The sequence below is a fragment of the Vibrio wakamikoensis genome, assembly GCF_050337275.1.
Taxonomy (GTDB): Bacteria; Pseudomonadota; Gammaproteobacteria; order Enterobacterales; family Vibrionaceae; genus Vibrio; species Vibrio chaetopteri.
This window is the reverse complement of record NZ_JAKJST010000012.1, coordinates 254,767-275,554: the sequence shown is the minus strand read 5'-3', so window position 1 is coordinate 275,554 and position 20,788 is coordinate 254,767. Positions and strand designations below refer to the sequence as shown.

Genomic DNA, 20,788 nt, shown 5'->3' with positions numbered 1-20,788 from the left:
TTACGCGCTCTGGCGCGTGTTTATAGTTATGATGTGGTAAGTGAGATAACGACTGACAGCGAAAAACCCGATGCTATTGTGGTGACGATCAACGTATTTAAACAAAAGCGCTGCTGCTGATAACAGCCACCAAGAATTGGATAGATAGATAGCATTGGTGCCGCTGCAAAAATCAGTAGTACGTATTGCATGTCCCCCTCAACTGGCAGTTGCGATAACAGCATCAACGCCACCAAGGGAAAGAAAACCAGCTTCATAGACGACACAAATGCGATGCGTTTATATTGCTCAAACTGCAGTGACTGCCCCAATGCCCCACCTATGGCAAACAGCGCTAATGCCACCGATGTTGTTGCGAAAATGGATACGCTATCAGCAACAAAACTTGGCAACGTGACACCGGTGATATTGACCATAAGTGCAAACAGAATCGCCAAGATAATGGGGTTTTTGGATACGCGCTCCAGCACGCCCATGATCTGAGTTTTCCAACCTGCGCTTTTGCCCTGAGCAAACTCCAATAACACTAAGCTAATGGGAATAAACACTAAGTTCTCCACCAGCACGCACATTAAAAACGCTTCAACGTACTGACCGTTATAAAGCGAGAGAACAATAGGCAAGCCCACAAATGCACTGTTGGGCATTCCGCTACCTAGCCCGTTGATGTAACTCTCAGTCCAGTTAAATTTGAACATGTAACGGCTTATCACTATCGAGGCTATCATCGACACCAAACCAGCAATGGCATAAATCAACATAAAGTTGAGGTCGATGACTTGAGTGAGTTCTATGCTTGTTAAACTGCTGACTATGACCGCAGGCAGTGAGACATACAGCACGAACTTGCTGGTTTCCGCGACAAACTGTTGGCTAAAAAGCCGTTTTTTGATTGAGAGAAACCCTGCCACTACAATCAATATGAGTGGCAGTAATACTTCTAGAACAAACATTATTAGCGTCTAATACCCGAGCAATTGTGGTAAGAAGAGGACGCTTTGGGGCACGAAGGTAATAAAGAACAATACCAACACCTCAAGCAAAAATAATGGCATTACCTGCTTAGATATGGCGGCTATTCCCACCTTAGAAATCGTATTCGACACGAACAAACAGATCCCCATTGGCGGCGTTATCAAACCAATCATCAGATTAAAAATCACCACAATGCCAAAATGGACTGGGTCGATACCGAAGCTCATTGCTATTGGATGGAAGATTGGAATGAGAATCAGCATTGCGGCAATGCCTTCCAAAAATAACCCAACAACCAAGAGGATGACATTAACCATAATGAGGAACATGATTGGGTCAGAAATCGAACTCAATACCTGTTGGCTAATAAACTGAGGAACTCTAGAGAATGTTAATAGCCAGTTCGCGACAGACACAACAGCAATCAAAATCAGCACAATGGATGAGTCACGCATCGATCGCATAAATACTTCTGGTAAGTCTTTAATCGTGATCGATTTATATAAGAACATACCCACAGATAGCGCATAGAAAGCGGCGAAAGCTGCAGCTTCCGTTGGGGTAACCACTCCCAACAAAATAGAGCCGAGAATAAAGATTGGCATACTCAAGGGAACAAATGCTTTGACCAATGCTTTACGGCGACTCGTTCTTTGGGTCGTACCAACAATGTTGTGCTTAGTCGCGTAGAAGAACACGAAAGTAGACAGTGCGATGGCCGACAAAATACCCGGTACAATACCCGCCAGGAATAATGCAGGGACAGAAACACCACTGGCGATCAATGCATAGATTATTACCGGAATACTCGGTGGGATCATAGGACCGATAACCGATGAGGCTGCGGTCAGCGCAGAGGAAAACGCTTTGCTGTAGCCCTCTTTTTCCATTTGAGGAATAAACACACGCCCTAGAGCAGATGTATCAGCGACGGCAGAACCGGAAATACCCGCGAACATAACAGAGGACCAAATATTCACTTGAGCGAGACCGCCACGAAGGTGACCAAACAGCGCATTAGCGAAGTCAATAATGCGATTTGTGATGCCGCTTTTATTCATCAATTCACCAGCCAAAACAAACAGTGGCACAGCAAGAATCGAGAATGAATCTAAGCCGCTAAATATGCGCTGGGCTACCAAGCTGATTGAGATAGGAGTGCTCGCTACGTAAAATGACATTGCCAACATAATGGCAAATACCAGAGGAACACCAAATACGAGCATACCGCCCATTAAAGCTATTGATGGCATAGTAAATCCTTATACGTCGCCTTGAGTTAAACGAGAAGAAGTCTGTTGATTACGCAGTACTTTCACATGTTCGGCCAAGCGCAGTAACGCTGAGACAATCAAACAAATGCCGCCTACCACTAACGCGGCCTGAAAGTAATACATGTTCACGCCAATTCCTGGGGACTCGATGCCACCGCGTTTCATCACAAAAAGGTAGCCGGAATACGTCATGACACCCGCACACACCAGTACTAAAATATCAACGATGACTTCCAGAGCTTTTTGAAACAAGCTTGATTTGATTGAGTCGAGGACTGCAAACTTAATGTGTAGCCCTTCTAAATAACACAGCGACGTACCAAACATAACGCCGTAAATCATCGAGTATTTGCACAGTTCTTCACCCCATAAGATCGACGTATTAAAAAAATAGCGACTGATGGTGGTAATTAACATCACCGAAAACAGTACAAATAGTGATGAACCCGCACAAAACGCTAAGAGTTTTTTATACTGTTCCATCATAATTACCCTTCCCCTAGCAGAGAACCGCGGCACGACATTGCGTTGTGCCGCAGTAAATAGATTTACTTGCTTGCAGCCTCAACAGCCTGAAGCGCCCCATCAATCCATTTAGAGTCAACCGTACCCTCTAGCCATTTGATAACCGCTGGTTGCGTTTGATCGCGGAACTGCTTCTGTTGCTCTGGTGTTAGCGACGTAATCTTCATGCCTTTTTGTGCGAGAACTTCAAGCCCCTCTGCTGAGTTGACTTGCTGAATCGCACGGCCGACGGTTCCTGCTACATTAGACGCGCGATCAATGATGGCTCGGTCAGCATCAGATAGGCTCTGATAGAAGTCCTCATTCATTAACAAGAAATCGGTACCATAGACGTGACCATCAAGTGTGATGTACTTTTGCAGCTCGTAGAACTTGTTCGCACTGATAACACTAACTGGGTTTTCTTGACCGTCTATGACACCCGTAGTCAAAGCCGCTGGCACTTCTGGGAATGCAATTGGCGTTGGTTCCGCTTTTAGCGACTTGAGTAACTCAACGTACAACGGTGTTGTCATTACGCGAATTTTTAGACCTTGTAGATCATCTGGGGATTTGATCTCACGCTTTGAATTAGTGAAGTGACGAAAGCCCGTTTCACCGTACGCTAAGTTACGTAAACCGGTTGTTTTAAGACATTGCTCGCTTAGTTTCTGACCAAATTCACCATCTAGCACTTCCCAGGCAACCGGTGCCGATGGGAAAAGATAAGGAATCTCTAAAACGTTAGCTTCTTTACAGAGCTTAGAGTATGCCCCAGAGACCATCGCCATCGTCAGCATTCCCTCTTGCGCTGACTGTAGTAGCTCGGTCTCACCACCGAGCTGACCAGATGGATAGATGTTAACGGCGATTCGACCACCCGATTCCGCTTCAACGATATTCTTGAATACTTGTGTCGCAGCACCTTTCTTAGAGATAGTCCAATCTTGAGAATCAACATGCCCAATCGAAATATCGATGTCAGCAGCGTGAGTGTTTACAGCGAAAGCCATGGATACGGCAAGGGATACAGTTTTTATAGTTTTCATCGGGTAGAACCTCCTGTTTCATTGCCGATAAAACTAACACTTGGATTTAACAAGTTAAAATTCACTTACTGAAAGCATTATTCAAAATTTAGATAACAATACCGTTTATAAGAACTTAAAGAACAAAAACAATCCTTTTTAAACAGCAACTTAAGATGGAGCAAATAACCTACACACCATCAATAAATAGTCATAAACATCACGAGAATAGCCATTCATTATAGAGAATTAAGTCACACTTTCGAAACATTGTACCGTTATCACCTTCATCAAACGCCTATTTTCCGTTACTAATAGGTCATTCAGTAAAGGCACAGTGTTTGTAAGTGATATCTATATATCATTCTTAGTTTTATCGCTGGTCTCGACATCCTTATCAACACATCTAAGTTAAATTAATCACTTAAGGAAACTGCATGTTTAATATCCCTAATCTACGTCACTTACGAGCTATCTCTGAAGTCGTGCATACGGGAAGTATTAGCAAAGCATCCGATTCTGTATTTCTATCTCAGCCCGCGATAACCCAAGCCATCTCCAAACTTGAGAAAAACATCAATAGCGAGTTGTTCGAGCGCACCAGCGACGGCATGAAACCCACAGAACAAGGAAAAACGTTCGCATTTCGAATTGACCGAGCACTAGAAAACATAAGCCAAGGCATTGCTGACGCACTCAAAGTTGCAACCAAACAACGTAAAAGCAGTGTGCAACGCTACCTCTTCAATATCACGACAACCCAATTAAAAGCATTGATCGCCGTAGCAAATGGACAGAGCTTTACTGAGGCCAGTCGAATCCTGGAAGTATCCCAATCATCTGTATACCGAGCATCGAAAGATCTTGAACATATTCTCGGTTTCACGCTGTTTGAAAAAACCAGCACAGGTGTTACGCTCTCCAAAGCGGGTTCGGTTCTGAACAAAGCAAGTAAGCTTGCTTTTGTTGAAATAAAACAAGGCCTTGATGAAGTTGACCTGTTAAGTAATCGTCACAGTAGTACCATCACTGTCGGCTGCCTACCTCTTGCTCGAACAGGCCTACTACCGAGCACTATCAATGAATTCTCCTTAGCTTACCCAGACTGCCAAATACAGGTTATTGATGGCCCCTATAAAGATCTTCTTAACCACTTAAAGTATGGCGAGATCGACATCTTAATTGGCGCACTACGCTTTCCTATACCAAGCACTGACATCCGCCAAGAAACATTATTCGAGTCCAAAAACACCATACTTTGCCGAGCAAACCACCCTCTAACACAAAAAGACCATGTCAGCTTAGAGGATCTACAGCAATCCAGTTGGGTGGTATCATCAAAAGCAACGCCAACGAGAAAAATGTTCGAAGATCTTTTTACTAAAGGTGATATCGAAGTGCCAAATCGACTGGTAGAAGCCAGCTCACAGATGCTGGTAAAAGAGCTGCTACTAGGCAGTGATCGGTTGACGTTACTTTCCCAACATCAAATTCAACGAGAACTCAAAGAAGGACACCTAACTGCCCTACCTTTTGAAGGCGACGATCAGTCCCGACCTATTGGTTTAACCGTTCGCAAGAACTGGTTTGCTACCTCTGTACAAAAACATTTCCTGCAATTATTAAGAACAAACGGCGTCAAAATGGCGGTCTAATTCGACCGCTTTTTCCCAAAATTGAATACCCTTACTCTTTAATTGATTATCCATACCGAATGGCCAATGGTACTGTTTTGCTGTAACCAAAATAATTAAAGACGACAAGGTGGTTATAGTGAGGGTCACAAGAATTGCATTTATTGGCTTTGGTGAAGCAGCGAAATCTTTTATTTCCGCTTGGAGCAATAAAGCCCCAGAAATAATGAATGCGTTTGACATAAAAACAAATAGATCCATATCTAGGGAAACAAAACTTCTCGAATATATCGATTATGGCGTCCAAGGTACATTTAGAGCGCAAGAGGCTATTCATGGCGCGCAAGTCGTGTTTTCTCTTGTAACAGCAGACCAGGCTGAAACAGCAATAAAAGATATCATCCCGTCACTGGGTCACAAGCAGCTGGTTTTGGATTGTAACTCCTGCTCTCCACAAACAAAAAAAGAGCTTGCAAGGCTAACTGAACAACAAGGCTCAAACTATGTTGATGTTGCTATCATGGCGCCTGTACTTCACAGCGCTCCAGCGATTCCAGTTAACCTTTCAGGTCCTAAAGCAAAACAAGCCGCCAGTTACCTCACCAGTTTGGGGTTTAAGACGCAAGTCATCTCAGAGAGGGTTGGAGATGCATCAAGCATTAAAATACTGCGCTCCATACTCGTCAAAGGCTTTGAAGCACTCACTACCGAATGTCTTGTTGCTGCACGTAAGTCGGGAGTGGAAAAACAAGTGCTTAAGTCCTTGAGCGACACCTACCCTGAGCTGGCACTGGCTAAACTGAGTCGCTACCACATGGAAAGAATGCTAAATCACGGAGAGCGAAGACATTCAGAGCTGAAAGAAGTCGAGGCATTGCTGAAGGATCTCAAGATAAACCACTCTATGGTGACGGGTGCCATGAACTGGCATCAGATGTTGGGCGCTATGCCTATAGAAGAGCAGCAACTGCCCTTGGAAGAACTGTCAGATGAAATAATCAAACACTTGCACGCGCCAAATTAACTCGCGAATGCAAAATATATTACCAATCCAAACCCTACATCGCTTGAATATAAAAGGAATGATTATGAACGTGTGTGTCGTAGGCGCAACCGGCGCTTTTGGTCAAAAACACCTCGAAGCTTTACGTAATATCGAAGACGTCAATGTAACTGCCTTGGTGGCACCAGAGCAGGACAAGCTTGACCAGCTAATTACCGAGAAATATCAAGCAGCACAAGGCTTCAGTTCTCTCGAACAAGCGCTGAAGTCCGACGACTTCCAAGCAGTGATCCTTGCGACGCCAACCCAAATGCACGCTGAACAAGCAATACAGTGTATGGAGGCCGGCAAACACGTTTTGGTTGAAATACCAATGGCTGACAATATCGAGGACAGCTATAAAGTCGTTGAAACACAGAAGAAAACCGGTGTCGTTGCTATGGCTGGACACACACGTCGCTTCAACCCTAGCCATCAGTGGATACACAACAAAATCGCCGCAGGTGAACTGACTATTCAGCAAATGGACGTTCAAACCTATTTCTTCCGCCGCACCAATACCAACGCTAAGGGAGAGCCGCGAACGTGGACTGATCACCTACTTTGGCACCACGCTTGCCATACCGTCGATCTTTTCCAATATCAAACGGGTCAAAAAGCCTCCAAAATTCAAGCAATGCAAGGACCGATTCATCCTGAACTTAACATTGCCATGGACATGAGCATTGGAATGAAAACCCCATCAGGCGCGCTGTGTACACTGTCTTTGTCATTCAACAATGATGGACCGTTTGGCACCTTCTTCCGTTATATCTGCGATGAGGGAACCTACATTGCACGTTATGACGACTTATTTGATGGCAATGAGAACCCTATCTCGCTTGAAGGTGTTGCTGTTTCGAATAATGGTATCGAACTGATCGATAGAGAGTTTATCGACGCTATCCGCACAGGTCGCGAACCTAATTCCAGCGTTGCAAGCTGCTTACCCGCGATGGAAACCCTACATGAACTTGAACAACAACTACAAGAACAGTAGGGACGACGAATGCGAAAGATTGGCGGAACTACGTTAGCTCCAGTGGCATTAGGCTGTATGAACCTGTCCCACGCCTATGGGACACCACCGACTGAGAAACACGGTATTGAACTTCTCAACCAAGCACTAGATCTCGGTTGCAACATGCTAGATACCGCTGCGCTGTATGGGTTCGGAGACAACGAGCAACTGCTAGCTAAAGCGGTGGGACATCGCCGCAATGAATATTTGCTTGCAAGTAAGTGCGGCATGTTCAAAGGAGCGAATGGTAAACGCACCATAGATGGTCGCCCTGAAACCCTTCGCCAGACTTGTGAGCAAGCACTCCGTCGATTAAATACCGATGTGATCGACCTTTATTACCTGCATCGTTGGGACAAATCAGTTCCGATAGAAGAGAGTGTGGGCGAGCTATCAAGACTCGTCGACGAGGGCAAGATTAAACACATTGGCTTATCTGAAGTGTCAGCAACCACACTTGAAAAAGCGCATTGCATCCACCCTATTGCAGCAGTGCAATCGGAGTATTCCCTATGGTCTAGAAATGCTGAAATCGCTGTGATTGATAAGTGTCGTGAGCTTGGCAGTGCGTTTGTTTCATTCAGCCCTGTCGGACGTGGAATTCTCAGTGGTGAATTGCAAAGCAATCAATTTGTCGCAGGAGATATTCGTAATGCTATGCCGCGCTTCAATGACGATCACTTCAGCACTAACTTAGCGACAGTCGATCAGTTTGCTTGCCTGCTTCCAATGTTTGCAGAAGAAAATACTTCTTTGCCATCCCCAACATTGGCGCAATTTGCATTAGCTTGGACACTAGCAAAAGCACCCAACTCGATTGCATTGCCCGGCACCACCAGCATCAAGCACTTAGAAGACAACTGGAATGCTCAGCAATATTCAATCTCAAGCGCTCTATTGGATCAAATTGAACGTACTGTGCCGCAAACAGCGTTTATCGGCAGCAGGTACAACACACAGACACAAGCAGAGATTGATACCGAAGAGTATTAGCCTCAAACCAAACAATGAAAACAAGCTCAAAAAAGAGCGATAAAGAAAGTGAAGGATTAATAACATGACAAAGAAAACAGCTTTAGTAATCAGTGCCCATTCTGCCGATTTCGTATGGCGTTGTGGCGGAGCCATCGCCTTACATCAAAAACTCGGCTATGAAGTGACCATCGCTTGTCTTTCTTATGGCGAGCGTGGCGAGTCAGCAAAGCTATGGAAGCAAGAAGGAATGACAATTGAAGATGTTAAACGCATCCGTCATCAAGAGGCGACCGCTGCCGCTGCTGCCCTGGGCGTTAGCGACATTCGTTTTTTCGACTTCGGGGACTACCCTCTTGAAATCGACAAAGAAGGCAAATACCAAATCGTCGACCTAATTCGTGAAGTTCAACCTGAGTTCATCATGACGCACTCTAAATGGGATCCTTACAACACCGATCACATGTACGCCACAGAGATCGCTCTTCAATGTCGAATGATCGCTCAAGCATGGGGTCATAACCCTGGTGAAAAAGTACTTGGTGCACCACAGGTTTACCTATTCGAACCACATCAAAGTGAGCAAATGGAATGGAAACCTAATACCTTCTTAGACATCTCTGAAGTGTGGGAAAGCAAAAAAGCGGCCATCGAATGCATGCAAGGTCAGGAACATCTATGGACTTTTTATGAAAATCTTGCTGAAAATCGCGGCAATCACTTTAGAAGAAACTCTGGTGGACAAGCAGGTGGCCGAAGCTGTCAACATGCCGAAGGTTTTCAGGCTATCTTCCCGCAATGTGTCGACTCGCTGTAGCACGAATAATTGTGTATGAGTGCATTAAAACACTCAAAACAATAGCAATAAAACTGTACGCATATCTCTATTGCCTCACGATTGAGGCAATAGTGCAACGATCACAAAATCGACCACTTATGTGGGGATTAAATTACAAATAACAAGTTTAAGACATCTGTAAGTCCCACCTTCAATATATTATTGGGCAGGTCAGCTTACACTCGCCACGACTATAAAATTACTACTCCAGGGACGAGACAAACATGAAAAAGAACATCCTAATTGCAGCGCTGCTCACTGCTGTAATGACTTCTAGCGCTTCACTTGCTACTGAGCGCATTTCAATCGGTACGGGCGGCACTGGCGGTCTATTTTACGTTATCGGTGCGGGTATCGCAGAAACCGTAAACAAACATGTTGACGATACAACCGCTCGCGCAGAAGTGACTGGCGCATCTGTCGAAAACAACCACAGAGTCGCTGCTGGCCAAATGACGATCGGCTTCTCTTCTTCCTCCACACTGTTTGAAGCTAAAAATGGACAAGGACCATTTGAAAGAACCGGGGCGTTAGATGTAGCAAGTGTCGCGTATCTTTATCCGGCGGTTTTGCAAGTGGCAACGGTCAAAGGTAAAGGGATTAACTCATTTGACGACTTGAAGGGAAAGCGTGTGAGTGTAGGTCCTCCGGGTAGTAATGCTGCCGTTATCACGCAGCGTTTGCTTGAAGAGTATGGCGTTTTCAAACAGATAACCCCACGCTTTTTATCATACACTGAGGGCGTAAAAGCGCTTGTTAGTGGTCAGGTTGATGCCACAGTTGTTTTAGCCGGTGCGCCAACCTCTTCTCTCATCGATTTAAACTCTCAAGTAGATATGAAGCTACTTTCCGCCGATAAAGAGAAGCTTCAAAGCATGGTCGAAAAGTATCCTTTCTATCAAGTCGCTCAATTGCAGCCAGGGGTTTACTCTGATATTGCAGAGCCAGTTACGGTTATTAATGACCCGGCGATTTTGTTCACCAGTAGTAAAGTAGACAAAAACCAAATCTACAGCATTACCAATGCAATTTTCTCTAATTTGGATGAGCTGGTACAAGTGCATCCCCAAGCTAAAAATATCCAATTAGAAACCGCTCCAACGACCCCTATCGATTTGCACCCGGGTGCGAAACAATACTTCGACGAGTCTAAAACTAACTAAAGGAACTCTCTATGAAGCAGACCTCTTTCTCAAGTCTGCTTCTTCCATCTGAGTCCTTAGGTTGGAAGGAGCAACTTGTCGTATCTATTTTGTTCAGTGTATTAGCCGTTGCGACGGCTGGTCTTGTTCTTTACGGCGCCTATTACGGGGGCATCACTGCCCTACTTTTACGTTCATCATTTTTCTCTTTAGTCGCTTGTGCGGCCATGGTTTTCTACGCCTCCCAAACACAGTCAGTGTTTCTACGGACTGGTCTCTACTTGCTGTCCCTCATCGCGTTAATTCCCGGCCCCTACTTATGGAACTCTTATATTGACATCATCATGCGTGGTGCGATGTCCGTTTCTGAAGACATTTGGGTATTCCTCGCCCTCATCTTAGTCATTTTTGTATTTGTAAGGCAGGCCGTTGGCCGAGCTCTGATCATTTTAATGGCTACTGCTTTTACTTATGTCTATTTTGGTGACTTAATTCCAGGTGAGTACGGACACGGTGGCTATGATCTGCACCGATTAACATCAACACTGCTTCTTTCAACAGAAGGTGTTTATGGTGTGCCTATGGGGGTCGCCGTAGAGTACATTTTCTTGTTCGGTTTATTTGGAACCATACTAACCAAGATAGGAACCGGAGCCGTATTTGTTGATATCGCTAGAGGACTAACAGGACGCGTTCAGGGTGGTCCTGGATTATCCGCTGCACTGTCGAGCGCTTTGCTCGGCTCTCTCAATGGCAGTGCGGTAGCAAATGTGGTCACCACGGGTACATTCACTATCCCCCTAATGAAGCGTGTTGGCTACAGCCCGAAATTAGCAGGCGCAATAGAAGCCGCCGCCTCGTCAGCAGGACAGATCATGCCACCTGTCATGGGGGCTGCTGCCTTCTTAATGGCAGAAATGATCGGTGTTCCTTACGCAGAAATCGCACTGGCTGCCTTAGTTCCTGCACTGCTATATCTACTCGCACTAATGATTTCAGTGCGCTTAGAAGCAGGCCGATTAGGTCTTAAACCCGACTCTGAGGCGGGTTGGGCGCTACTTAAAGCGACCCTGCAGACTAAGATTTACCTGCTATTGCCTCTGGCCGTCCTAGTGGGTCTGATGATCTCCGGACAGTCACCAACCCAAGCGGCGGTCATGGGTATTATTGCCGGCCTGGTTATTAGTCCATGGAAGCCAGAGACTCGTGTTAACTGGGTCGATCTGATTGATTCCTGCAAGGACACCTTGGTCAATACACTGCCCATCGTAGCGGCTGTTGCCTCTGCGGGTATTGTGATTGGTATTTTGAACTTAACGGGCATGGGTCTGATGATTTCTGGCCTTATCATTGACGTTGGTGACGGCAGTCTCTGGACGGTTTTGCTGTTAACGGCACTCGCTTCTTTTGTTCTTGGAATGGGACTGCCAACCTCAGCGGCCTACCTTCTCTTGGCAGTTCTCGTTGCGCCTGCAATGACACAACTGGGCATGGAAACGATTTCCGCCCACATGTTCATTTTCTATTTTGGTTTGGTGTCAGCAATTACGCCACCAGTCGCACTCGCAGCGTATGCCGCAGCCACAATTTCAGGAGCAGACGCCAATGAGACGGCCATCGAATCAATGCGTTTAGGGTTTGTTAAATTACTCATCCCATTCTTATTTGTCACTATGCCAGGCGTGTTACTGATCGGTGATGGTTTAAGTATAGTAGTGGCTATCTCCCTAGCGACTATGGCAACAATATCCATGAGTATTGGTTTCTCTGGCTGGTTAGGTGTTCCATTGACATGGATGAAACGAAGCGGCTTTATCGCTGCTGCGATTTTTATCGCTTGGCCAGAGGCTGCAACTAACTTTAGTACGCCGATAGTGTTAACTAGAGCGTTGGGCTTCATTTTGTTTGTCGCGCTATGCTTCCTTGTACGCGCTAAAACCAAGCAGCAAATGGCTCACATTGTTTAGACACTAACATCGAGGACAATGGAAAGCCCTTTTCCTGAGCTCGAACCTAGAACCTAGAAAACATGTTAGGCCAGTCGTTGAATCGACTGGCCTTTTTTGTGTCGTTAAGTGCGCCAACACCATGGCTAACCAAGCCTCTTCTCTTCATGGCTTTGGCTCCGGTTCTAGCTCTGACGCCCATTCAACACTCTTGTATTTCGCGGCCTCCTTAGTAACTGGGTTGTTCGCAAAAGACTCTGCCGATAGCTTACGCTGCGCTAAAGCCTCTTATTCGATTGATGCAGTATCAGAGCGTGTCCGGAGTCGTCGCTTTCCCTAGATACTAAAAAACCTCAAGCATCACTGCTTGAGGTTTCAAAAAAGAGAACGGTTAGACGTTTATGCCTAATTGTTCTCAATCAGCATGGTACCTGCACCTGTATTTGAAATAGGCGCATGATAGCTACTTTTAAGAACATTTAACTCACCCGTTAGTGCGCCTCTCATGCCTAACCACATAATCAATTCCGCGCCCTGTGCACCGCCTTGCTCGACCAGATCGTAAATCGACAGTTTGGTTAGTGTTTCGGGATCATCAATGAGTTTTTCCATACAATAAAGATCAAACTCTTTGTTAATAAAGCCAGCGCGTTCGCCATCAAGTTGATGCGACAACCCTCCTGTACCAAGCACAACCACTTTAAGGTTTTGGTCGTAACTTTCGATCGCTTTACCTATCGCCTTACCGAAGTCAAAACAACGTTTCGGCGATGGCATTGGGTGTTGCTCAACGTTGATGCAAACAGGGATCACCTTCATATGACCATAGCTAAAGTTCGGCCACATAAGCTGCATCGGAACCGTTAACCCATGGTCTACTTTCATTTCTTGGCAAATCGTAATGTCGAATTCATCTTCCACCAACTGGTTACAGATATGCCAGGAAAGCTCTGGGTCGCCTTTAATTTCAGGAATAGTCGGAATCCCCCAACCTTCATCGGCATTTTTATAAGAAGGTGCAGCACCGATCGCAAATGTCGGCTTTTTATCCAAGAAAAATTCCAAGCCATGATCATTGTAGAAAACAACGGCTACATCCGGCTTAACCTCATCAAGCCAATGATGGATAGGTGGGTAGGCATCAAACAGTGGCTTCCAATAGTCTGTCTGCTGTAGATTGTTCTCAATAGCCTTACCAATTGAAGGAATGTGAGAGGTAGTAATACCACCAACAACTTTTGCCATAATTATTTCCCCGCCTCTACTAACATTTGTTTGAATTCTTCTACTGTCATACCCGTCTGTAATGCACCAATGTCTTGCATATTTAGACCCAACATTCCGACGAATTTTGCCAGATAGTAAATACTGCCACCTTCGCGGATAAGCCCTAAGACATCACGTTGCTGAATCGCTGTTTTCTGAGCTTCTGTTAAGCCATATTTGTCGCAGTAGTCCATCTCATTAGCAGTGAATTCGTCACGACCACACTGCTCGTTGAGCGAATGACACATCTTATTTAGGCCGTAGCCTTTACAAGCCATCTTGCCGTCAAACATCGTAGTACCAGGGATAGGTTTATTATTTAAGTAAGTCATGTTACACACTCTCCGGCCAGTAGAGTTTCATTGGATTGGTTACTAACAGCATCTGTTGCTGTTGTGCAGTCGTTGCAATTTGAGGGATCACATCCACTAAGTGACCATCATCTGGCGTATGTGACTTCATATTAGGATGCGGCCAATCCGTCCCCCAAAGCACTCGGCTTGGAAATAAGTCAACCAGGGTCTTAGCAAATGGCACAACATCCGAATAATCTGGTGGAGTATGTGTAAGTCGCTCAGGACAACTTACTTTGCACCAGATGTTTGGATTGCGCTCCATCAAAGAGATAAACTTTCCAAACTCAGGGCTATCGATACCTTTTTCGACATTAGGGCGGCCCATGTGGTCGATCACTACGGTCATGTTGAGTTCTTCAAGGAATGGAATGACATCGTCAATGTCTTGCGACTCAAAGTAGACAACCACGTGCCAACCTAACGGGCGAATTTTATCGGCAATAGCTCTTAGTTTTTCGACTGGCACGGTATCCACCAAGCGCTTCACAAAGTTAAAACGCACTCCGCGAACACCTGCTTTGTCCATTTCAGAGAGCTCTTGTTCGGTAATCGTCTCATCAACAAAGGCGATGCCACGCGCGAGATCACCAGCGGTTTCAAGCGCATCAACCAAAGCTCGATTATCCGTGCTGTGACAAGAAGCTTGTACAATAACGTTACGGCTGAAACCAAGAAAATCACGTAGCGCAAACAGCTGCTCTTTTGATGCATCACAAGGCGTGTACTTGCGTGCAGGTGAGTAGGGAAACTTTGAAGCTGGACCAAACACATGACAGTGAACGTCCACCGCGCCTTCAGGTACGACAAATTTAGGCTGGCTTGGATTAGGGTGGAATGGTAAGTAATCAGCGTCCATTTTTCTTCCTTGTTATATTCAGTAGGTCTGCTGTCCAAATACGGTTCCATCAAACAACTTACGCGCTGTTCGAAGAATGGCCGCGGACTTTACCTGATTGTTTTCAACGTCCAACACCACACTCATCTTTCCTATTGGGTGTTCAACATCCATCTTAATTGGATCTTCTGTAGTGACTTTGGCAATTCGACTTGCTGGGGTTTCTGGCAACATGCATGCCGTTGCTACACTGACGGCACCTAAAACGCCAATGGAAGCATGACAGCGATGTGGTATGAACGTGCGGGTAGATACCGCTCCGCCATACTGTGAAGCACTAACCAGCGCCATCTTCGGCACTGATAACGCTCGCACATCTCCCAAGTTCATCAACGGCCCCGCTTTTAGGCGAATCGACTCCAATCGCCGCTTTAACTCCACATTGTCATCGAGTGCTTCACGTGATTCATCTCCAGTCAGCCCAAAGTCTTTCGCGTCTAGCACCACCACTGGCATGCCACTATCAATCAACGTAACTTCAACCCCTTCAATCACATCAACGTGATTGCCACTTGGAAGTAGTGCGCCACAGCTCGAGCCAGCAGTATCTTCAAAACAGACCGCAATAGGTGCAGACGTATTAGGTACGCCGTCTATGGCGCAGTCACCAACATAGCTGACTCGCTTATTCGGAGTTTGAACCGTCACCGTAGCAATCTGCATCGTGTTCTTCATAAAGATCCGAACAGAGGTTTCTCCCTCTTGCGCTTCCACCAATCCTCGTTCAATGACAAAAGGCGCGACACCTGCTAAAATGTTGCCGCAATTTTGCTTCTCACTGATCAACTTTTTATCCACAAAGACTTGCAAAAATAGGTAATCAATATCGACGCCTTCACGTGTTGAAGGCTCTACGACCGCCACTTTTGAAGTAAGAGGATCAGCGCCTCCAATACCATCAATCTGCCTTACATCTGGCGAACCCATGATTGATAGCAAAAAATCATCTCGTTGCTTGTCATTGCTGGGTAAATCTTGACGGAGAAAGTAAGCACCCTTTGACGTACCCGAACGCATCCACATACAAGGGGCACTCAATACAGGACTAGACATATTTCAGCCCTTTCGCAGCCAGACGGTCACGCATTTGGTAAATATCCAGACCTAGCTCACCATTGGCCAAACGAACCCGTTTGTCTTCTTCACGCTCCATGCGAGCTAATGATTCATGCAGTACTTCTTCAGCTTCTTCGCGTCGAACGACCACTACACCATCATCATCAGCCACTACAATATCGCCAGGATAAACAAGCTCACCGGCACACGTCAGCGGAACATTTACGGAACCAAGAGTTTCTTTGATTGTACCCTCGCTAAATACGGCTTTAGACCAAACTGGAAAGTTCATTTCTCGTAAATCACGAGTATCGCGCACGCCGCCTTCAATCACTAATCCCACCACGCCACGAGCTTGCGCTGATGTAGCCAGAAGATCACCAAAGTAGCCGTGATTCGACGGTGATGTTGGCGCAAAGATTAAGAAGTCACCCTCTTGCGCTTGTTCTATCGCCACATGCATCATCCAGTTATCACCAGCCGCACCCGATATGGTCAACGCAGAGCCTGCTACGGCATCGCCTTGGAAAATCGGGCGCATGTAATGAGCAAGTAACCCCTTGCGGCCCTGCGATTCATGAATCGTGGCGACACCACATTTACGTAAACTCTCAACCACATTTTTATCTGGTCTTTGAATGTGTTGGACTACAAGATTGTTCTGCATGTTAATACCTTATTATCCTTGTAAATATCTGAACATACGGTTTGTTCTTGCTCTTCAAGCCGTAAAGCCCAAAGGCTGAAAAACTGAGTAAAATGAGGCCAAAAGCATCCGTAAATGGCGCGCTGAATGACTAAAGCCACTATAGCGGCCAGGTTGGTAATGCGATATTTCAATTATTTCTCAAGGTATAAGATTTTGAGATAGAAGTGACATTTACTTCGGACAGCGCGAGGGATTAAAACCCCGCTGCAAGTGGTTCTACAAAAATGAATAGGTGTTAATTAAAAGCAATTATCGCAAACGGACAACATTTGATAGCGTGATGAAAACACAACAAGGAATGAACTATGATTCAATGCCGACTTATTGGACAGAACATCCAACGCTCTCAATCCCCTGCTTTTCACAATCAGCTGGCACGCTCACTTAATATAGATTTGAACTATGAGCTGGACGAACTCACAACAAACTGCGCTCATGAGCTACAACAACATACTCTCGAACTGTTTAACGGCAATGTTGATTCTGCCAATGTCACTTACCCATACAAAGAACAAGTACTCATTGCAGCCGATAGCATCGCCCCATGTGCGCAAAGGGTAAATGCAGCCAACACCCTAGTTAAAAGAAATGACAAAATTGTCGCCTTTAACACCGATTACAGTGGGTTTATCACCGCATTTAAGCAATTTCGTTCCAAACAGCCAGGTAATGTGGTTTTACTCGGGTGTGGTGGTGTCGGCAAAGCTATCTGCTTTTCACTTGTCGATTTAGGGGCTACTCAAATTGCCCTTTACGATAAAGAACCGAGCAAAGTCGCTGAGCTTGAACAGGCGCTCTCTAACGAGAGCATCGATACCATTCACTTAGATGAGTCGAACCTCGAACACTACATAAGACGCGCCGACGGGGTTCTAAACTGCACTCCTGTTGGGCATTATTCTACGCCTGGGTGCCCTATCGACTCGTCGTGGCTTGAAGAACAGTCTTGGGTGTTTGATGCCGTCTACACGCCTCACATTACAAAATTTACAATCGCCGCATCGCGCGCGTCTATTGACGTATTAAGTGGCTTCGAGCTCTTTTTCCACCAAGCCAATGATGCCTTCATGCTTTTTACTGGTGAAACCCCCACTAAAGAACAACTCGATTCCATTAAACACTCGCAGCTTTCGAAACTAGATTAAGGACGAACTACCCCATGAAAAAACTACTGATAGTTAACGGCCCCAACTTAAACTTACTTGGCTCCCGTGAACCACAGCAATATGGCTACGAAACACTTGCCGATGTTGAGGAAAACTGCCGTAAAGTGGCTTCAGAGTATGGCTATGAGACAGAGTGCTTACAGAGCAACACCGAAGGCCATTTGATTGATGCTATTCATAAAGCTGGCGCTGAGTTCAAGCAAGGGCATTGTGATGGCGTGGTGTTCAACCCTGGCGCTTATACTCATACGTCAATCGCTCTACACGATGCAATCAAAAGCGTCGATGTTCCTGTAATCGAAGTACACATTTCTAACGTACACGCCCGTGAGACCTTCCGTCATCACTCCTATATCTCTCCCGTTGCTGCGGGCACTATCATTGGCATGGGAACGAAAGGCTATAAATTGGCAATCAACTTCTTATTGGATCGATAGACATTTATTAACGAAAATCGCATCTTACTTAGTCTTCAAAAAGACAAAAATGCAGTAACTAATAACTTAAAAAAAACCTCCAAAGTCTGACTTTGGAGGTTTTCCTGTACCTAGTAGCTATTAGATGTCATTAATGTGCACTACCCACTATTCACCCACCATTGTGATAGTTAACCACCACTGAATAATGCTTACCGGCAGCAATATCCTCGATCAAGTTACTCGATAGCACCACTCCATCAACTTCAATACAAGCCTGGGTTTTATCACTCACCAATTGATATTCAACGTCAAGTATCGCGCCTCTAAATTCACGCTTAACTCTCGCCTTTTGCCACTCAGTAGGCAGTTGAGGGGAAATCACCAGCCCTTCCCGACAGCCCTTAAGGCCGAATAGATTTTCGATAACTAGACGATAGAACCAAGCCCCTGTACCGGTATTGAAGAGGTTACTCGAACGGCCTGCTGTGTCAGGATATTGATAGTACGCACCGCGATAGTAGTTTGGAATGTAAAGTGGCAGCTGTCCTCTTTGAACAAAAGACTCACACTCTGGATCGGCCAGCATTTTACGCAAGGTGCTAAAGGCTCTATCTGACTGATTAATATGGTACATACTTGCTGCATAAAACGCAGCGGCATGGTTGTAGACGGAGCCATTCTCTCCTGAGCCTGGCCATTTTTGTGTTACGCGACCCACATCTTCACGCATTGCAGTAAATGCTGGTGCACACAGCATCACGCCGTATGGGGTATCCAGTTGCTCATCCACCGCCTTTAACATTCTCTCGGTTTGCAGTGCATTGGGCATATTGGCAAGGAATGCCCAGCTTTGGGTATTTAAGAAAATACGCCCTTCTTTATCCTCTGGCACTCCGAATGTTACCCCATCATCGGTAATTCCTCGCGCGTACCAATCTCCCTTCCATAGATACTCATCAGCAATCACAACGAGCTCATCAACGGTGTGTTGGAACCTATCCAACTCGTTAGCGTCATTCACATCTCGAGATAAACGTATCCAAGACTGCAGTGCAAAACTGAGTGCTTGAGTGAGCCAGCCGGAAACGCCTTTACCCTTTGGCCCTACCATATTCATAGGGTCACACCAGTCACCTTGAGCAATATAAGGCAAACCACGTTCGTCACGTGCGCCGCACATATGGTGCATTGCCATGTTCATGTGTTCTAAGACGGTACTCTTGTCATCAGAGTCTTGCCACGTCAGTAGCTCATCGAGAATAGCCCAGTCGTTACTCTCGTTAATATAAGACTCAAGGATCAGAGTAAGCCAAACTGAATGATCAGTGTGCGGTATCTGGTTGATGTATTTCAGCTCTGCTTCTGGAGTTAACAAGATGCCATCTGGCATTTCACCATCGCGCTTTTGCTGGCTTAGTGAAGTAAGGATGACCTGTTTTGTCGCCTCATGGTTAACATAGGCCATTCCCATCCCATCTTGCAGGTAATTACGAGTTTGCGGATCGGTTGTCAGGCGATGAGTATCGCCATGATAGAACACTTGTCTAGGAAGCCAGTTGTTGACGAACTGATCAAAGATCTTATCCGGCGTTGAGATGTTTAAAACCCCTTTGCCAGACTCAATGTAGCTGGCGTAATCCGCTGCTGCATGCGCTTTATTGTCACTTAGAGTAAGCTCAAGCGTGTCAGCGATTTCTTCTTTATCTAATGCAGGGCCAAAAGCAAAGTTGTACTCACGTTCATCTCCCGGCTGTAGGTCAAGTTCAAACTGCATAATGCAGGCTGGCATTTCGTAATGACTTGGCTGGTCACTTAGGCTACGTTTGTCGCTAAGTCCTGTTGGATTATGAAGACCGCCCTGCCCTTCAAATCGAGGCAAACTGGTTTCAAAGTGCGTTGGCTTAACATCGCACGCCAAGTACGTAATGTCTTTTAGATGTTTGTTCTTCGCGTAATCTTCAAGCTTTTGGTAGGGAGTAATAGACGTACACACCACGGCATTGAGCTCATCATCAAAGTGTGCGCCCATGTTCATCCAGGACATGTATCCCACAGGGAAATACGGAACCAATGACACGTTTCTTGATTGGTTGTCACTATTACGCACCTTGACATGCCATAGCTCTGCCGCTAAGTCAGGACTGAGTGTCAGTGTCATCTCAAGTTCAATATCTGAGTGCTTGATCTTCCACTTAATATCACTGAGGCCAGGTTGAAATTCAAAGCTATCTAGGTCTGCCTTAATTGGCGCAAATGGTGCAGAGAAAAGCTCTCCACTTTCATCATCACGAAGATAGAAAAAACGTCCCGGATGGTGCGCAAAATAAGGCTGCTCCGGCTGCATGAAACTCGTCGCGGCCATGTTCGGGTTATGGGCGTATTTTTTCGGTTCTGGATTCATATATTGAGCGACAGCGTAGCCCTGACAATTCATGTGAATCATCATATGTTTGTTCCACAAGTATCCCGCTGAATTTGGCACCAACGTTGGGCTATCTAGCGAAAATCGTGCGCCAGCTTCAATGTAGTTTGTCATTCTATCTCC

General features: G+C 45.7%; 20 protein-coding genes. 9 read left to right on the top strand and 11 right to left on the bottom strand.

The annotated features are described in order from the left end of the window. Positions 1-26: 26 nt before the first annotated feature. The 4 genes from L4C42_RS01985 to L4C42_RS01970 form a co-directional block, all read right to left on the bottom strand. On the bottom strand, positions 27-953 hold the full coding sequence (locus L4C42_RS01985) for an AEC family transporter (protein WP_353498567.1): 927 nt from the start codon (positions 951-953) through the stop codon (positions 27-29). Between the two features lie 9 nt (positions 954-962). Continuing rightward, complete coding sequence (locus tag L4C42_RS01980; RefSeq protein WP_353498566.1) at positions 963-2,228, bottom strand: TRAP transporter large permease; 1,266 nt, start codon at positions 2,226-2,228, stop codon at positions 963-965. 9 nt (positions 2,229-2,237) lie between these two features. Next, the gene (locus tag L4C42_RS01975; protein ID WP_429759102.1) at positions 2,238-2,732 is read right to left on the bottom strand and encodes a TRAP transporter small permease; all 495 of its coding nucleotides are present in this window, start codon (positions 2,730-2,732) and stop codon (positions 2,238-2,240) included. Between the two features lie 65 nt (positions 2,733-2,797). Then, positions 2,798-3,802: a TRAP transporter substrate-binding protein gene (locus L4C42_RS01970; protein WP_353498564.1), complete on the bottom strand. Its 1,005-nt coding sequence runs from the start codon at positions 3,800-3,802 to the stop codon at positions 2,798-2,800. A 416-nt stretch (positions 3,803-4,218) separates the two neighbouring features. Between L4C42_RS01970 and L4C42_RS01965 the strand changes: the two genes are divergently transcribed. Continuing rightward, the gene (locus L4C42_RS01965; RefSeq protein WP_353498563.1) at positions 4,219-5,436 is read left to right on the top strand and encodes a LysR family transcriptional regulator; all 1,218 of its coding nucleotides are present in this window, start codon (positions 4,219-4,221) and stop codon (positions 5,434-5,436) included. Here L4C42_RS01965 and L4C42_RS01960 read toward each other — a convergent pair. Further along, positions 5,404-5,658 carry a hypothetical protein gene (locus L4C42_RS01960; RefSeq protein ID WP_429759299.1) on the bottom strand — a complete coding sequence of 85 codons (255 nt, stop codon included), beginning with the start codon at positions 5,656-5,658 and terminating at the stop codon, positions 5,404-5,406. The genes L4C42_RS01965 and L4C42_RS01960 overlap by 33 nt on opposite strands. Between L4C42_RS01960 and L4C42_RS01955 the strand changes: the two genes are divergently transcribed. The 6 genes from L4C42_RS01955 (at position 5,546) to L4C42_RS01930 (ending at position 12,397) form a co-directional block, all read left to right on the top strand. Then, positions 5,546-6,439: a DUF1932 domain-containing protein gene (locus L4C42_RS01955; RefSeq protein WP_429759099.1), complete on the top strand. Its 894-nt coding sequence runs from the start codon at positions 5,546-5,548 to the stop codon at positions 6,437-6,439. The genes L4C42_RS01960 and L4C42_RS01955 overlap by 113 nt on opposite strands. 64 nt (positions 6,440-6,503) lie before the next feature. Further along, complete coding sequence (locus L4C42_RS01950; RefSeq protein ID WP_353498561.1) at positions 6,504-7,457, top strand: Gfo/Idh/MocA family oxidoreductase; 954 nt, start codon at positions 6,504-6,506, stop codon at positions 7,455-7,457. Between the two features lie 9 nt (positions 7,458-7,466). After that, complete coding sequence (locus L4C42_RS01945) at positions 7,467-8,471, top strand: aldo/keto reductase (protein ID WP_429759097.1); 1,005 nt, start codon at positions 7,467-7,469, stop codon at positions 8,469-8,471. 64 nt (positions 8,472-8,535) lie between these two features. Next, positions 8,536-9,267, top strand: coding sequence for a PIG-L deacetylase family protein (locus L4C42_RS01940; protein WP_353498559.1), 732 nt, complete (start codon positions 8,536-8,538; stop codon positions 9,265-9,267). Positions 9,268-9,512: 245 nt separating this feature from the next. Next, positions 9,513-10,451 (top strand): TAXI family TRAP transporter solute-binding subunit, encoded by a 939-nt coding sequence (locus L4C42_RS01935; RefSeq protein WP_353498558.1) that lies wholly within the window; start codon positions 9,513-9,515, stop codon positions 10,449-10,451. An 11-nt stretch (positions 10,452-10,462) separates the two neighbouring features. Continuing rightward, positions 10,463-12,397, top strand: a complete 1,935-nt coding sequence (locus tag L4C42_RS01930) for a TRAP transporter permease (RefSeq protein ID WP_353498557.1) — start codon at positions 10,463-10,465, stop codon at positions 12,395-12,397. Between the two features lie 384 nt (positions 12,398-12,781). Here the strand turns inward: L4C42_RS01930 and L4C42_RS01925 are convergent, their stop codons facing one another. Genes L4C42_RS01925 through L4C42_RS01905 form a run of 5 tightly spaced genes read right to left on the bottom strand, consistent with a single transcriptional unit; the run spans position 12,782 to position 16,616 of the window. Further along, positions 12,782-13,621 (bottom strand): class III extradiol dioxygenase family protein, encoded by an 840-nt coding sequence (locus L4C42_RS01925; protein WP_353498556.1) that lies wholly within the window; start codon positions 13,619-13,621, stop codon positions 12,782-12,784. Positions 13,622-13,623: 2 nt separating this feature from the next. After that, positions 13,624-13,974 carry a protocatechuate 4,5-dioxygenase subunit alpha gene (locus L4C42_RS01920; RefSeq protein WP_353498555.1) on the bottom strand — a complete coding sequence of 117 codons (351 nt, stop codon included), beginning with the start codon at positions 13,972-13,974 and terminating at the stop codon, positions 13,624-13,626. A 1-nt stretch (position 13,975) separates the two neighbouring features. Then, positions 13,976-14,854: an amidohydrolase family protein gene (locus L4C42_RS01915; RefSeq protein ID WP_353498554.1), complete on the bottom strand. Its 879-nt coding sequence runs from the start codon at positions 14,852-14,854 to the stop codon at positions 13,976-13,978. Between the two features lie 18 nt (positions 14,855-14,872). Then, on the bottom strand, positions 14,873-15,946 hold the full coding sequence (locus tag L4C42_RS01910) for a 4-oxalomesaconate tautomerase (protein ID WP_429759093.1): 1,074 nt from the start codon (positions 15,944-15,946) through the stop codon (positions 14,873-14,875). Further along, a complete protein-coding gene (locus tag L4C42_RS01905; protein WP_353498552.1) occupies positions 15,939-16,616 on the bottom strand; it encodes a 4-carboxy-4-hydroxy-2-oxoadipate aldolase/oxaloacetate decarboxylase in 678 nt (225 codons plus the stop codon). The genes L4C42_RS01910 and L4C42_RS01905 overlap by 8 nt, the downstream gene beginning before the upstream one ends. A 347-nt stretch (positions 16,617-16,963) precedes the next feature. Between L4C42_RS01905 and L4C42_RS01900 the strand changes: the two genes are divergently transcribed. Together L4C42_RS01900 and aroQ are read left to right on the top strand one after the other, a co-directional pair. After that, positions 16,964-17,803, top strand: a complete 840-nt coding sequence (locus L4C42_RS01900) for a shikimate dehydrogenase family protein (protein ID WP_353498551.1) — start codon at positions 16,964-16,966, stop codon at positions 17,801-17,803. A 14-nt stretch (positions 17,804-17,817) separates the two neighbouring features. After that, the gene (gene aroQ, locus L4C42_RS01895) at positions 17,818-18,261 is read left to right on the top strand and encodes a type II 3-dehydroquinate dehydratase (protein ID WP_429759091.1); all 444 of its coding nucleotides are present in this window, start codon (positions 17,818-17,820) and stop codon (positions 18,259-18,261) included. Positions 18,262-18,412: 151 nt separating this feature from the next. Here aroQ and L4C42_RS01890 read toward each other — a convergent pair whose 3' ends face one another. Then, complete coding sequence (locus L4C42_RS01890; protein WP_429759089.1) at positions 18,413-20,779, bottom strand: GH36-type glycosyl hydrolase domain-containing protein; 2,367 nt, start codon at positions 20,777-20,779, stop codon at positions 18,413-18,415. Positions 20,780-20,788: the final 9 nt, after the last annotated feature.